At 40.4% G+C, this 14,613-nt stretch carries 13 protein-coding genes; 6 read left to right on the top strand and 7 right to left on the bottom strand.

Annotation, left to right across the window (positions count from 1 at the left end; translation table 11 throughout):
- Positions 1-9: 9 nt before the first annotated feature.
- Positions 10-630, bottom strand: a complete 621-nt coding sequence (locus AAEU29_RS14435; protein WP_421973990.1) for a PGAP1-like alpha/beta domain-containing protein — start codon at positions 628-630, stop codon at positions 10-12.
- Positions 631-641: 11 nt separating this feature from the next.
- Complete coding sequence (locus AAEU29_RS14430; protein WP_274763497.1) at positions 642-1,178, bottom strand: YaeQ family protein; 537 nt, start codon at positions 1,176-1,178, stop codon at positions 642-644.
- An 85-nt stretch (positions 1,179-1,263) separates the two neighbouring features.
- On the opposite strand from AAEU29_RS14430, the gene ylqF reads away from it, so the two are divergent.
- Together ylqF and AAEU29_RS14420 are read left to right on the top strand one after the other, a co-directional pair.
- On the top strand, positions 1,264-2,208 hold the full coding sequence (gene ylqF, locus AAEU29_RS14425; protein ID WP_421973989.1) for a ribosome biogenesis GTPase YlqF: 945 nt from the start codon (positions 1,264-1,266) through the stop codon (positions 2,206-2,208).
- Positions 2,209-2,270: 62 nt separating this feature from the next.
- Positions 2,271-3,074 carry a hypothetical protein gene (locus AAEU29_RS14420; protein WP_421973988.1) on the top strand — a complete coding sequence of 268 codons (804 nt, stop codon included), beginning with the start codon at positions 2,271-2,273 and terminating at the stop codon, positions 3,072-3,074.
- Between the two features lie 566 nt (positions 3,075-3,640).
- Here AAEU29_RS14420 and AAEU29_RS14415 read toward each other — a convergent pair.
- The 3 genes from AAEU29_RS14415 to speE form a co-directional block, all read right to left on the bottom strand.
- Positions 3,641-4,144, bottom strand: a complete 504-nt coding sequence (locus AAEU29_RS14415; protein ID WP_421973987.1) for a hypothetical protein — start codon at positions 4,142-4,144, stop codon at positions 3,641-3,643.
- Positions 4,145-4,329: 185 nt separating this feature from the next.
- Positions 4,330-6,345 (bottom strand): glycoside hydrolase family 97 protein, encoded by a 2,016-nt coding sequence (locus AAEU29_RS14410; RefSeq protein WP_421973986.1) that lies wholly within the window; start codon positions 6,343-6,345, stop codon positions 4,330-4,332.
- Positions 6,346-6,483: 138 nt separating this feature from the next.
- On the bottom strand, positions 6,484-7,344 hold the full coding sequence (speE, locus tag AAEU29_RS14405) for a polyamine aminopropyltransferase (RefSeq protein ID WP_421973985.1): 861 nt from the start codon (positions 7,342-7,344) through the stop codon (positions 6,484-6,486).
- 166 nt (positions 7,345-7,510) lie between these two features.
- Here speE and speA point away from each other — a divergent pair, with 166 nt between their 5' ends.
- The 4 genes from speA (at position 7,511) to AAEU29_RS14385 (ending at position 12,499) form a co-directional block, all read left to right on the top strand.
- Complete coding sequence (gene speA / locus AAEU29_RS14400) at positions 7,511-9,391, top strand: biosynthetic arginine decarboxylase (protein WP_421974108.1); 1,881 nt, start codon at positions 7,511-7,513, stop codon at positions 9,389-9,391.
- Between the two features lie 102 nt (positions 9,392-9,493).
- The gene (gene yihG / locus AAEU29_RS14395) at positions 9,494-10,390 is read left to right on the top strand and encodes a 1-acylglycerol-3-phosphate O-acyltransferase, YihG family (protein ID WP_421973984.1); all 897 of its coding nucleotides are present in this window, start codon (positions 9,494-9,496) and stop codon (positions 10,388-10,390) included.
- Positions 10,384-11,295, top strand: coding sequence for a 1-acylglycerol-3-phosphate O-acyltransferase, YihG family (yihG, locus tag AAEU29_RS14390; RefSeq protein WP_421973983.1), 912 nt, complete (start codon positions 10,384-10,386; stop codon positions 11,293-11,295). Before yihG (AAEU29_RS14395) ends, yihG (AAEU29_RS14390) begins: the two co-directional genes overlap by 7 nt.
- A gap of 13 nt (positions 11,296-11,308) precedes the next feature.
- On the top strand, positions 11,309-12,499 hold the full coding sequence (locus AAEU29_RS14385; RefSeq protein WP_421973982.1) for a mechanosensitive ion channel family protein: 1,191 nt from the start codon (positions 11,309-11,311) through the stop codon (positions 12,497-12,499).
- On the opposite strand, the gene AAEU29_RS14380 is transcribed toward AAEU29_RS14385, so the two are convergent.
- Positions 12,489-13,430, bottom strand: coding sequence for a histidine kinase (locus tag AAEU29_RS14380; protein WP_421973981.1), 942 nt, complete (start codon positions 13,428-13,430; stop codon positions 12,489-12,491). The two genes, AAEU29_RS14385 and AAEU29_RS14380, sit on opposite strands and share 11 nt — an antisense overlap.
- The gene (locus AAEU29_RS14375; protein ID WP_421973980.1) at positions 13,423-14,562 is read right to left on the bottom strand and encodes a sensor histidine kinase; all 1,140 of its coding nucleotides are present in this window, start codon (positions 14,560-14,562) and stop codon (positions 13,423-13,425) included. Before AAEU29_RS14375 ends, AAEU29_RS14380 begins: the two co-directional genes overlap by 8 nt.
- Between the last annotated feature and the right edge of the window lie 51 nt (positions 14,563-14,613).

Raw genomic sequence — 14,613 nt, 5'->3', positions numbered from 1 at the left:
TCACTTAAACTAGATTGGTGCGTTCTGTTTTTGTGATGATAAAATGGATTCGATGTAGTCCATTACTTTGCGGGAGTAGATTAAACTTGTATGGCTTAAGTGAAACACTTTATGTTCAGCCATGCCGTGCAGGGTTGTTTCATCAAGTAACACGGTACCGTCAGATTGGCTGTTCTTTTTGATGAATGGCATTAAGCCAAGAGGTAGATCACCTGCAATACTGTAGAGTTTGGCTGTAAATGGCCAATCGTGATTTTCAGATAGCAAAAACTCCACACTATTTTTTAAAAACAGATCAAACCCTTTTTCTTTCATATGTTTGGCAAGTGTAGCCCCTTTGTGAGGTGTGCCTAATGTAATGACTTTTTTAACCTGAGCGGCTTGCGAGGTATTTGCTTCTAAATAGGCGCGCGCAATTAAGCCTCCCATTGAGTGGCATACAAACGCAGTGCTTTCGCCATCAATAAATTCATCAATTTTATGAAAAATGTCTTCTTTATTGGGAGATAAACTCTGATAGCTTAAATTGAGGGTTTTAAAGCCCAGCTTTGTAATGCGCTTACTGAGCGGCAACATTACAAAGCCCGACATATATAAACCGTGCAGAATAACAACTTTTTTAATCGTCATTGGTGGCTAGTTTATAAAATGGTGATCGGCTCGATTAGCACTGAATCGCTTTCGTTACTGACCCAGACTTGCCCGTCTTGTACCGTTACGGAAAGCTGCATATGCCTTGCTGCCAAAGGAATAAGTTGTTGTGATTGCTCAAACGGAATACTAAACACGCGCAAATTAGTGTGCTGAAAAAACTTACCTTGGTGTTTCTCAAGCCACACTTTTTGGTCGCCGTCACCATAGGTATATAAAATGACTTGTTTAGATTGGTTGCAGGCTTTTTTTAAGCGCTTTTCATCAGGTAAACCGAGATCAATCCATAACTCAATATCATCGGTGAGCGACTTTTCCCAGATTTCAGGTTCATCATCAGCGCATAGACCTTTGGTGAAACTCAGTGTATCAGAGGCATTTAATGCAAATGCCAAAACGCGCAACATCAAGCGATGTTCATTTTCAGAAGGGTGCTGTGCAATCGTTAAATTGTAATCACCATATTGGTGTCTATCCATGTCGCTTAGGTTTAACGAGAGCTTATGTACTAAAGCCTTTAATGCCATAATTATTATTTATATAAGAAAGATTACTGCTATTGTAACTGAATATAGTTAAAATACGCGTACTTTCATGCTTTGGAGAAAATAAATGGCAATTCAGTGGTTTCCTGGTCATATGAATAAGGCGCGCAATGAGATTAAAGAAATCATGCCGCAAATGGACGTGATTATCGAAGTGCTGGATGCGCGTATTCCTTACAGTAGTGAAAACCCAATGGTTGGTACATTACGCGGTGATAAGCCGGTAATTAAAATTTTGAATAAAGCTGATTTAGCCGACCCTGAAATGACCAAAGCTTGGATGACTTACCTTGAGCGCGAAGATGGCGTTAAAACCCTACCGCTTGATAACAATAAATCGAGTGAAGTGCACTTAATTAACGATCTTTGTCGCAAGCTTGTGCCGCATAAAGTGGGTGCTGATAAACAAATCAAAGCCATGATTATGGGTATTCCTAATGTTGGTAAATCTACATTAATTAATACGTTAGCAGGTCGTGTTGTGGCGAAAACAGGCAATGAGCCCGCGGTAACCAAAGCACAACAAAAAATTCGTTTAGAAGACGGTATCTTACTCTACGATACGCCGGGTATGTTATGGCCAAAGGTTGAAAACGAAAATTCAGGTTATCGTTTAGCTGCAACGGGTGCTATTCGTGATACAGCGATTAATTATGAAGAAGTCGCAAGCTATACCGCAGAGTATTTACTAAGTGCATATCCTGAACTTTTAAAATCGCGCTATAAAATGGATGAGCTGCCAGAGCAAGATTGGGAATTTATTGAACAAGCGGGTCGCAAGCGTGGCTGTATACGTTCGGGAAATCAGGTTGATACCCATAAAATGTCTGAAATCTTAATCAATGAACTGCGCGATGCTGTAATTGGCCGTATTTCGATGGAAACGCCTGAAATGCGTGAAGAAGAAGAAATTATGGTTGCAGAACTTCGTGCCCAGGCAGAAGCAAAAAAACAAGCACGTGAAGAAGAGAAAAAACAACGCCGTGCTCGCGCACGTAAAAACCGTCGTTAAGGTTGGCTTTAAACTAAAGATTCACTACAGTTAAATAAGAGTATTACTGTAGTGAATTTAACTTGCGTCGTATACCCTACCTAATCACATCACTGTTCTTATTAAGCTTTTCATCTGTCGCGAAGCAAGAGATTACTTTTGCCACTGACCTTATGCCCGAACAGGGAAATCGTAAAATTGATCTCGTCTCCAGTCTGGTTTATTACGTTACTGATACCTTACAGAACGAGTATCAAATTAGTTTTCAACAAGCGAGCAGGGAGCGTGAATGGCGCTTAGTTACAAAGCAGAATAATGTGTGTGTTTATAATAAAACGCGCACACCTGAGCGTGAAAAAATTGCCGTTTTTTCATCTTTACCTTTAATAGTTTATGCACCAAATCGATTGATATTAAATCGCAATTTAGACTTGCCACAGCCACTTTCTCTACCCGAAATAATCTCGCTTGGCTTAAATATTGGTGTGGTTAAAGGGCGAAATTATGGTGAACAATTGGATTTATTAATCGCAGAGCATAGTGAGCGTTTATATGTTGGTGCTGGCAGTTATAAAGCCGAACGTCTTGAAGTCATGTTAAAACAAGGAAAGTTAGACGGCATCATTGAATACTCTTCCGTATTTAAAAGTCGCCAGCCAGAGGCTGTTATTAACAAGGATTATTTTGTTTATGCGCTTAAAGAGGCTCAGCAAGCTGTAAAAGGGTTTTTAGCATGTTCGGATTCTACTGTAGGTAAACAGTTTATTGATGATTTTGAGCAGGTGATGTTAAGCGAAGATTATCGTACTTTTGCCATCAGTAAATTTAATGAAGCTCAGAGTTATATTGAATCAGCGTATATTATTGAGCAGTTAGGATACAAATAAAAAAGGCCTCTGTCTGAGGCCTTTTGGTTTCATATCTACCGTCACCGATATGAGCAATGTAGCAAGTAATTCGTATAAATTGGCTACTAGCAACGTAACTTCAGGGGCGCGAAGCGCTGTTGCTAGTAGCCGTAGCCTGTTAATTCACTATTAAAAAGCTACTAGGGTCGAGAAACACAAAGAAGAGTGAGTGCGTGTACTGCTTCCTTGTTGAGATTGATTATCAATTAGATCTAAAAAACTGTCAATACCTTTTTGAGAATAGTTCTCATTATTTTTAATGTGTTCTTTGTGCTTTTGCCTATCTTGTTGATATTAAATGGTTTTAATGAAAGGATTTATTTTTATATTGCGTGCTTCTATCGGTTGTTTCTGAGATGGGTAATAAAGTGTTGTGAAAAAACTGCTTTATATAAATTTTTGCTGGTTACCCTCTTTGTAATAAAAGTGAAACTAAATGCATTTAAACTTAACTTTAATAATTCGCTGCTAAACGAACTATTTCCCTTAGGTTATTTAGCCGACACTGCTTTAAAGCATGGTCGGCTTTTTTATGCGTGATGCTTCTATTTAAATTTTACGGTTTTGGTGCTTCGCGTGTAACTGCGAGATTCTGGCGCTGTCCATTCACCTTGTTTAAAGTAACTAGTGCTGACGATAATTTTATCGTTTGTTAATTTACTTGATGATTTTACTTTAGTGATACCTTCTTTATTACCTGTTACATCCTCAAAGGCAACAAACTCATTTTCAGCAGTGATTTCAAGTTCGCCTTGAGTATAAAACCCCGCGGTTGTGAAGTAGTAAAACACCAGTTTTTGTTTGTTATTGTCCCAAAAAATCAGTGATTCACCACCGTATGCGCCGTCATTAATTGAGTGCAGGGTGCGCAGTGTTGTGCCATTTAGCGCACTTTCCCAGTGGCTTACATCAACAGCGCCATTACTAAAGGTAGATTCCCATGTGCCTAAGTAAGGTTCGAAAATTTTTAGCTTTTCGTCTAGCGCATTAACATGGCTGGCGAAGGTTTGTAGTAACAAAGCGATGCCGATAACAAGTCGTTTTTTCATTGGGTTCTCTTTCATTTTATTGTTAGTGAGTAATTCTGTGTTTATGGATTTTTTAATAACACAGAAAAAATTTTGTTGTTTGTTAAGCTTAGTGAAAACGAGGCAAAAGAAAAGCCCTAACAAATGCTAGGGCTTTGGTATGCCTTATGGCATAAGCAAGTAATTATTGCAGAAAATAAAGTTCTTTAAAGTGCCTTAAAACGAATAGCTACACCGCCGCCTGCGGCCATTTTCAAGCTGAATTCGTCTTTGCTAGACACCGTTTTGCTATAAATCGCCATTTCGTATGGTTTGTCTACCCAATTAGCGTTTTCGCCATCGCTGTACACTTGGGCAATGTATTTGCGATTAGGGTCTAGAAAATTAAGGTTAATTTTCTCAGTACGTGCATTTTCATCGGTTACGGCACCTAAGTACCAATCATCTGAGTGCTTATCTTGTCGCGCAAATACGATAAATTCGCCTACCTCGCCAGCAATCGCTTTACTCTCTTGCCAGTCTGTCGGTACATCTTTAATAAATTGAAATGCTTCAGGCTTGGCAAGGTAATTACGTGGTAAATCGGCCGCCATTTGAATTGGGCTATAAAGCACAACATACAGTGCTAACTGTTTTGCCAATGTGGTTTGAGGACGATTAGTGTCGCTACCTAAACCATTAAACGATAAATCAAAGATGCCTGGGGTGAAATCCATTGGGCCCGACAGCATGCGGGTAAAAGCTAATGTTGGCACATGACTTGGTGGATTAGGTGGTGTGCCCCATGCGTTGTATTCTTGACCACGGGCACCTTCACGAGAAATCCAATTTGGGTAAGTGCGGCGCAAACCGGTGTCTTTAATAGGCTCGTGGGTATTAATGCTAATTTTATGTTTTGCAGCAAGTGTTACGTTGGCTAAGTACTCGTTCACCATAAATTGGCCATCGTGCCACTCGCGATGAACTTGGCCGTTTATATCAACACGTTTAATATTACCGCCATCAGCTACATAGCCGGTTTTAACTTGGCTAACACCGTGCTTTTGGTAAAGCGCAAAGGCGTCTTCCATTTGATTTCTGTAGTTACTCACATTGCCGGATGTTTCGTGGTGTCCAACAATCACCACACCTTTATCTGTGGCATAGTTTGCCAGTTCAGCAAAGTTAAAATCAGAGTAGGCTTGGGTAAAATTAAATACATCACCGTTGTGAAACCAATCACCATCCCAGCCAATATTCCAACCCTCGACTAGCACACCTTTAAAGCCATTTTGTGCAGCAAAATCGATGTATTCTTTAGTAAGCTTTGTGGTAGCGCCATGTTTTTCCCCGCTGCCCCAGGTATTTTCGCCAATATGCATACCCCACCAAATACCTACGTATTTGCTAGACTCTACCCAATCAACATTACCTAATTTATTTGGCTCATTGAGATTTAGAATTAAGTCTGAGTTAGCTAAGCCAACAGCAGAGTCACTAATTTGAATGGTGCGCCAAGGTGTTGTAAAACCGTCAGTGGTTTTAACTAACGAGCCATCACTCCATGGCGTTAAATCAGCGTTAAACTGGCCATCACGACTTTGTTTAAGTGTCATTGCAGCAAAGTCGACTAACGCCGCTTCATGAATGCTAATATGAATATTGTCATTGCGTTTAAAAGTTACTGGCGTATGCACATGACGCGCTAAATTAAGCGGTGTTTTGTTGTAAACATACTCATAGCGGTTCCATTCGCGCGCTGGGATCCACCAAGATGTTGTCGTGTTTGAATCTGAAAGGTTAAATTGGGTTAGTTCTTTGCTGATTTCTGCGTATTTATAACCCTGATCTTCAGCTAATTGGTAACGAAAGCCAATGCCATCATCAAATACTTTAAAGGTGACATTAAAAGTAGCGTTTTGTTGTTTAAACGTTATTGCCAATTGGTTGTGATTATCGCGCACATTGTGGCGCTCTCCCCAAGGCTGCTGCCAAGTCTCATCATGTGATGAAATGCTTGAACTTACAATCTCAGCATTATGACCAAGCGCTGTATGCTCTCGAAAAGTAAAGCCCAAGGTTGATGGCATGATGATGGTGTTTTTATTAAAAGTAACTTGGTAAGTTGGCAGTTCAGCATCATCACTGACGACAACTTTTAACTGTTGATTTGGTGAATTAACCGAAACGGTTTTCGCCTGCAGGCACGGCGCAAGTAGAAGCAGAAAAAGTGCTTTTTTCATTTTTGTATCACTTGTTGTCAATGTGGGGATAACAAGAGTAAAAGGTTGGCAAAAATGACACCAGCGCTTGCAAACGTATTCAATAACGCAAAAAGCCCTCAAAGAGGGCTTTAAATTTGTAGCTTAAGGTGTTTTCAGTTATTTAGCTAAAGCACGCTTTAAGAAGTTAGGTGTAGCTAATGCACCTTGGTGAATGCCTACATTGTAGTATTCTGTATCAAATGGTGCATTTTCAACATCTTCAGCTCTAAATGCTGTGAAGTTTTCACCTTTACGTGCCATTGTTGCTGACCATAAACCTGAAGGGTAAATTGGCTGTGGGAATGGCAGAGTTTGTAAATCGGCAAAACCAACTTCTAACATTGCTGCACGTGTTTCACGCAGTAATTGTTGGTGCATTAATGGCGACTCACTTTGCTGAATTAAGATACCGCCAGAGCGTAGTGCTTTTAAGCAGCTAGTATAAAACGCGTGGTTAAATAAACCTTCGCCTGGACCTACTGGGTCAGTACCATCAACAATAATAACATCGATTGATTCTGGTGCTGCTTCAGCCATAAACTTAATGCCATCATCAAACATCACTGTTGCGCGTGGGTCGTTGTTTGACTCACATAGTTCAGGGAAGTATTTCAATGACATTTCAGTTACAACTTCGTCAATGTCAATTTGATGAACGGTTTCAACACCTGGATGTTTAAGTACTTCACGTAATGTACCGCAATCACCACCACCAATGATCACAACATTTTTCGGTGCTGGGTGTGAAAACAACGCTGGGTGGCTCATCATTTCATGATAGAAAAAGTTTTCGCGCGTACTAACCATAGTACAGCCATCAATAATCATTAAATTACCAAAGTCTGTTGTTTCGTACATTTCAACAAGTTGAAATGGAGACTGTTTTGACTCTAGTTTTTTATTGATGCGCAGTGAAAAAGCACTGCCATCACGATCACTTATTTCAGTGAACCAAGTATTAGCATCTAAATTAGACATAGTAGTTTTCACTTACCATTTATATGTTTAAAAATTGCCGCAATTTTGCCAGTGAAATGCGTGTGACTCAATTAGAAAATAAAATTATAGCCGAACAATTTAATTTTTATGGCTAGTGATTAAAAAGCAAATTAAAATATTCCTAATTATATGACTTTATGAAGAGATAACATTGGCTATAACTAACGCACGCGAAACTTATAATATCGCTCACTGGAGTGAAGGCTACTTTGATATTAACGAACAAGGCGAACTGGTTGCATTTCCAGATAAAGATCACTCAAAACAAGGTGTTTCTTTAGCGCAGTTAACTGAAAAATTTAAAGAACAGGGGTTAACGTTACCTGTTTTGGTTCGTTTTACCGATATTTTACAGTCGCGTGTTGATACGCTAGTAGGTGCATTTGCGGATGCAAAACAAAGCCGAAATTATCAAGGTGAATACACCTGTGTTTACCCCATTAAAGTTAATCAGCAGTCATCAGTAGTTAAAAAGCTGCTTGCTCATCAAAGTAATAAAGTAGGCCTTGAAGCTGGCTCTAAGCCAGAGTTAATGGCGATTTTAGGGGTTGCTGATAAACCAATTAAAATCGTATGTAATGGCTACAAAGACAGTGAGTTTTTACGTTTAGCATGTATCGGTCAGGCAATGGGGCATGATGTAAATATCGTGGTTGAAAAGCTCTCTGAACTTGATGTGCTATTGCAAGAAATTGAAACGCTAGGCATTGAGCCAGGCATTGGTATTCGTATACGCCTAAACTCTGTGGGTAAAGGTAAATGGCAAAATACCGGTGGTGAAAAAGGCAAATTTGGTTTAACTGCAAGCCAGGTATTAAGCGCCATTGAGCGTTTGAAAAAAGTTGGAAAAGAGCACTTACTTACGCTTGTGCATTTCCACATTGGCTCGCAAATCGCGAATATTCGCGATATCCACCGAGCGTTAAAAGAGTGTGCACGCCATTATGCTGAGCTTTGCCAAATGGGTGTTGCGCTTAAAACGATTGATGTAGGTGGTGGTTTAGGTGTTGATTACGAGGGTTCAGGATCACGTAATTCATGCTCGATGAATTACACAGTAGCTGAATACGCGCGCAATGTTGTAAATACCTTTGCCGACACTTGTGAAGCCAATAACCTGCCGCAGCCAGACATTATTACAGAATCAGGACGTGCACTTACGGCACATCACGCAGTGCTTATCACTGATGTAATTGATGTTGAAGAAGCGCCAAAATTACACAGCGATATTGTACTTTCAGACAATTCGCCGCAAGTATTACAAGAAATGTGGCAAGCAAAACAGCGTTTAACACCGCGTCTAGCGCTTGAAATTTACCATGATGCTATGCATCTGTTCAGCGAAGCACACGAGCAGTACGTGCACGGGTTACTATCGATGACCGATTGGTCGCAAATCGAAACCTTATATTTCGACATTTTACGTGCAGTACGCGCGCAATTGAGCGCAAGTGCACGTTCTCACCGAGAAGTGATTGATGATTTAAATGAGAAGCTAGCTGACAAACTGTTCGTGAATTTCTCGTTATTCCAATCATTACCAGACGTTTGGGGTATTCAGCAGTTATTCCCTGTGATGCCGATTGAGCGTTTAGATGAAGCATGTACACAGCGTGCAATTCTTCAGGACATCACGTGTGATTCGGATGGTCAAATTCGTGAATACGTCGATGGTGCAGGTATTGAAGCAAGTTTACCTATTCCGCCATACCGCCCTGGCGAGCAGTATCACCTTGCAATGTTTATGGTTGGTGCGTACCAAGAAATTTTAGGTGATTTACATAATCTATTTGGTGATACTGATTCTGTGCATATTGAGCTTAATGACAATGGCTTTGCACTTACCAATGCACTAAAAGGTGACAGCGTAAAAGACGTACTTAAGTATGTGCATTACAACGAAGGTGCGTTAAAAACCAATTACCAGAATCGCCTCGCGGCCAGTAATCTATCGAACGATTTACAGCAAGCGTATTTAGAAGAGTTAGAAGCTGGACTTAGTGGTTACACCTACTTTGAAGACTGACCAGCTGTAAGACAAGAGTCTGGCTATTTATTGCTGCGCTAAAAAAGGCTAAAATATGGCCTTTTTTAGCTTGTTCATCCAATAAATTCGATAAGTTGTGTGATGTTGTATTATTTAAGAGCCCTAATTTCATTACTGTTTTACACAGTAAACACCCTGTTTTGGTTTGTGCCTATTTTTATTGCAGGTGTACTAAAGCTATTGCCAATTAAACCATGGCAGGCAATGTGGAGCGTTGTTGCTAAATGGTGTGCGAGCCGCTGGGTTGGCACCAACAGCATAATTCAATACATCTTTACACCAACTAAGTTGGTTGTTACTGGCAGCCAAGATTTTACCTATAAAGACTGGTATTTAGTGGTTGCAAACCATCAGTCTTGGGTCGATATTTTGGTTATGCAGCGTGTGTTGCATAAGAAAATTCCTTTTCTAAATTTCTTCCTCAAAAAAGAACTAATTTACGTGCCATTTTTAGGTTTAGCTTGGTGGGCTTTGGATTTTCCATTTATGAAGCGTGCCAGCAAAAGCCAGCTAAAGAAAAACCCATCGCTGCGCACTAAAGATATGGAAACCACAAAAAAAGCCTGTGCCAAGTTTAAGCATATGCCGGTGAGCATTGTGAACTTTGTTGAAGGTACGCGCTTTACGAAAGACAAACATACTCGTCAAAAAAGTCAGTTTGATAATCTATTAAAACCTAAAGCGGGCGGTGTTGCGTTTGTTATGGAAGCAATGGGTGAACAATTGAATAAGCTTGTTGATGTCACTATTTGTTATCCAAAAGGCACACCAACTTTTTTTGACTACTTGGCGGGTAAAGTACCTGAAATTCGTGTACACATTGAAGTAAAACCTGTGTCATCGACTTGGGTTGGCAACTATTCGAATGATTCTGAGTTCCGTGTGCAATTTCAAACTGAACTCAATACCTTATGGCAAGACAAAGACCAGCAACTGGCTGAATTAAAGCAGTCACAAGCTGAGGAAGTGTCATGCTAGCCAGATTTTTACCAGGCGTGTTACTTGCGCCAATTGTGTTTACAGTGCTGGTTGGCAATGTTGTGCTGTGTGGCGGTATCGTATTTTTATTGGGACTGTTAAAAATAGTATTGCCAATACAAATCGTGCGTGATGCATTGCATTTGGCCTACAAAGGCTGGTGCAAGGGTAACTTTTTTGGCGTATGGCTTGCGTGTGATAACTGGCAAGTTGATATTGAAGGTGAGCTAGACGAGAACGCATGGTATTTACTAATTTCAAATCACCAAAGCTGGCTCGACATTATGGTATTGAGCGCTCTTGGCCGTTTGCCTGCGCCTAAATTCTTTTTAAAAGATGAGCTTAAGTGGGTGCCTTTTGTTGGCACTGGCGCATGGGCGATGGACATGCCATTTATGAAGCGCGTGAGTAAAGCTAAAGTTGCGAAAAATCCGAAGCTCAAAGGTATGGATGTAGAGCGAACCAAACGTGCATGTCGCCATTTCCGCTTAAACCCAACGACGATAATTAATTTTGTTGAAGGCTCGCGTTTTACTTCTGAAAAACACCAAAAACAGCGTAGTCCGTTTAAACACTTGCTTAAGCCAAAAGCAGGGGGGATTGCCTTTGCACTTGAAGTACTTGGCGAGAAAATGGATGGTCTATTAAATACCTGCATTGTTTATCACGGTACGTCTGAAACGATTTGCAAGGATATGTTATTCGGCAAACTGACTAAAATTCATGTCGATATCAAAGTGCAGCCGATCTCGGCAGATTTAATTGGTAATTATCAGCATGACCGCGAGTTTAGAGTTGAGTTTCAACAAAAACTCAATGATATTTGGCAAACCAAAGACCTGCAAATTGCACTGATGCAAGAGAACCCACAGTTGCCGAAAGTAACTCCGGCACATTCAAGTTAATAAAGGGATTTTTATGAGCAAAATAGAAACGCTATTAGCCCCATGGCTAACGGAAGCCTTCCCTCACCTTGGTTGGTTACCAAAAGTGCTTTCTATTTGCTCCGGTATTTTACTGCTGATAGTGCTTTACTTTGTTGCTAGGCACTTAGTATTACCAAGCTTTGAAAAGCTCGCGGTGTATATCTCACCGCAGCGATTAGGTCAACTTAAACCACTACTCAGTAAATTAAATAGGCGTTTAGCTGGTTTTATTTGCTGTGTGGCATTTCTTTCCAGTTTTCATTATTTTTATCTGCCGGGCGAAGAAGCTGAGCTGTTTTATCGTACGGTGGGCCAAATCCTGGCGGTGATTTACAGTGGCTTTATTTTTAGCTCGCTGATCGGCATTTCTGGGGCGGCTTATAATCAACTTAGCTTTGCCAAAGATGTGCCTATTCTGGGCATTATTCAGGTGGTAAAACTGATTACTTTTATCGTTACCTCGATTTTAGTGATTAGTGTGTTATTGGATAAATCGCCGGCCTATATTCTTTCAGGCTTTGGTGCCCTGGCAGCCATGCTACTGTTAGTGTTTAAAGACACTATATTGGGCTTTGTGGCGAGCATTCAAATTGCGGCAAATCGTTTAGTGGCGGATGGTGATTGGATCCAGATAGACCAATATGGTGCCGACGGTGAAATTGAAGAGCTAGGCCTTAACACAGTTAAGGTGCGCAATTGGGATAAAACCATTACCACAGTACCAACTTATGCTTTGATTTCGCAGTCATTTAAAAATTGGCGCGGCATGCAGGAATCAGGTGGGCGCCGTATTAAACGTGCTATTAACCTTGATTTAAACAGTATTCGCATTATTGATAATGAATTTATCGAAGGCTTGAAACAGCACAGTGTTATTTGCGATGTTTTAGAGCAAGAGCAGCTGCAAGAAGCGCTTAGCAAAAGTAATGTCAGGCTGTTTCGTGTTTATGCAGAAGAATATCTACGCCAACACAAAGCGCTTAATCATAGCCTTACCTTAATGGTGAGAGAGCTAGCACCTAGTGCTGAAGGTTTACCTATCGAGATATATTGCTTTAGCGCAGATAAACGCTGGATCCCATATGAGCATTTACAAGCAGATATCATAGATCATTTACTGGCAACCTTACCGCTTTTTGCATTGCGTCCTTACCAGTATATGAGCGGTCAATTTACCCGTTAATGGTTAGGCTGAGTTCCTTGTTTTGGTAGCTAATGCTTGCTTGTTGGCTGGCAAAAAACTCTGCGTAATTATGTTTGATGCGAGACATAATTAAACGCGGCTGAAAACTAAACCCCGAAACCAACAAAATACAACTTTCTTTTGTCATCACAACTTCAAGGTGAAGTGGTTGTGAGACCTTTAAATTCAACATATAAAGCAAGTTGTAAACTAATAACGGCGGCACTGTAATTGAGCGCTCAGCAAGGTTTGGTGCCACAGAGACGGTTAAATCCCCTGCGTTTGCCAAGCGCTGCATATAACCCAGCGCATTGAGCTCTTGTTGCAATTCCACTAAGTCTTGTTTACCTGCTTGCAGCTTGTAGCGCAGTAGCTCTGCTAAATCTGTAATTGACTCACTTGCGCTATCAATATTTTTATCCATCAGCGCTTCGATATTGTCTAAGCATTGGTAAAGAAACGCGGGTTGTACTTGTTGTGACAGCATCTTCAAAGTGTGATGACGAATGCTCTTTTCGATACTGGCTTTCTCGCGGACTGCTTGCGCACTTACATAGCCAATCGTCCAGACAAAGCTAAGAAATATATTAAATTTTGTTAATAATCTTACCAGCTGTTCGCGGTCGGCTGGTTCAACATACCAAATATAACTAAGCAGCATGTTAGGTAGATAGAGAATCGCCACAGAGATAATCACCGCGCTAAGTACAACTAAAGCGCGATAGAAGCGCTGCTTTTGTAACATTCGTTTGATAAAACGACGGGTTACAAAATGCCAGACAGACACTAACATAAGTGTGTATAGCAGCCATTCATGGGCATACTTCATTAACTTTTCAGGCGCAATAAAGGTGACAGCCACTAATGGAAACAGCAGGATTAATACGGTGATAATACCTTGCGCAATATAGTAATCGTTCGACTTATTCACCGCTTTTATCCTTTTTAATTGGTATTTGCAGCTCTACTCTAAACTGGTCGTTAGTACGTTCAGAGTTAATGGTGAAATTATCGCGATATAACAGAGCTAAGCGCGCTTCCAGATTGGTCAATCCGGTGCGCGTACCATCGGCTTGACGGGCGGTTAAGTTAATAGGGTTACTGACACTTATACAAAGCTTTTTAGCTTGCTGATGAACTGAAATGGCGATTGTGCCACCTTGAGGTATTTGCGCGATACCATGCTTAATGGCATTTTCAATTAAGGTGAAAATACTCATGCTAGGAACTAGCATAGTCTCACATGCCTCAGACACAGAAATATCAACGTTAAGGCGCTCCTCAAATCGTACTTTTTCAAGCTTAAGGTAATGACGGCACAATAAGAGTTCTTGCTTTAGCGCAATACAATGACGCTTATTATCAAAGTGATGCTTAAACAACTGGCGAAATTCCAGTAATAATTTTTTTGCCTCACCGACATCTTCATACAACATACCGCGAATACTGTTTAAAGAATTAAACAAAAAGTGCGGATTGAGTTGGTATTGCAGCACATCGAGTTGTTGTTGCTTAAGTTGCTCTTTTAATTTGTGTTTGTGCAAAATACCAAATGCTTGCAAATAACACAGCATGTACAAACAATATAAGATGCTGTGTAAAAAGGATTCAACATAGAAATAAGCTGGCCCCACAGGTTTTTCATAACCTTTTACACTGGTAGTAATTGTTAAAGCCATATATGAATTGGTGTCGCTGCCCTGCACATAATCAGGGTCATCTACCTGTTTTGTGCCGCCTTCAATCTTAAATAGAAAACTACCTGGAACAGAAATTGTGTGGGTGTAAGTCGCACTGATAACGCCTGCCAATACACAAAGCACTAGACCTGCAAGGTAAGCTTTTTTACCACTAGAGTATTTTTGCCTGATGTATTTGAGAGGCAAATAAATGCAGATAATTGGAATGATAATGATATGCACGCTGTAGTGTAGTAAACGCGCAGAATCAATACCCTCAATACGTAAAGGAGCCGAGTGCCAGGCAAAACTGATAAGAAGTATAAGTGAAAATAGTAATAGATTAACGCCTATTGCCACTTTATATTTTGCCAACCAATGCAAGTGTCACCTGATGTTGAGGGAAATCTGCTTGCAAAATATAGCTTTTTGGAA

It is taken from the genome of Pseudoalteromonas aquimarina, assembly GCF_049257255.1.
Taxonomy (GTDB): Bacteria; Pseudomonadota; Gammaproteobacteria; order Enterobacterales; family Alteromonadaceae; genus Pseudoalteromonas.
This window is presented reverse-complemented; position numbering and strand designations above follow the sequence as displayed.

Coding starts and splice junctions, on each gene's coding strand:
- AAEU29_RS14435 (WP_421973990.1), bottom strand. CDS start 630: ATGACGATTAAAAAAGTTGTTATTCTGCACGGTTTATATATGTCGGGC.
- yihG (WP_421973983.1), top strand. CDS start 10,384: ATGCTAGCCAGATTTTTACCAGGCGTGTTACTTGCGCCAATTGTGTTT.
- AAEU29_RS14415 (WP_421973987.1), bottom strand. CDS start 4,144: ATGAAAAAACGACTTGTTATCGGCATCGCTTTGTTACTACAAACCTTC.
- ylqF (WP_421973989.1), top strand. CDS start 1,264: ATGGCAATTCAGTGGTTTCCTGGTCATATGAATAAGGCGCGCAATGAG.
- yihG (WP_421973984.1), top strand. CDS start 9,494: ATGTTGTATTATTTAAGAGCCCTAATTTCATTACTGTTTTACACAGTA.
- AAEU29_RS14410 (WP_421973986.1), bottom strand. CDS start 6,345: ATGAAAAAAGCACTTTTTCTGCTTCTACTTGCGCCGTGCCTGCAGGCG.
- AAEU29_RS14385 (WP_421973982.1), top strand. CDS start 11,309: ATGAGCAAAATAGAAACGCTATTAGCCCCATGGCTAACGGAAGCCTTC.
- AAEU29_RS14430 (WP_274763497.1), bottom strand. CDS start 1,178: ATGGCATTAAAGGCTTTAGTACATAAGCTCTCGTTAAACCTAAGCGAC.
- speE (WP_421973985.1), bottom strand. CDS start 7,344: ATGTCTAATTTAGATGCTAATACTTGGTTCACTGAAATAAGTGATCGT.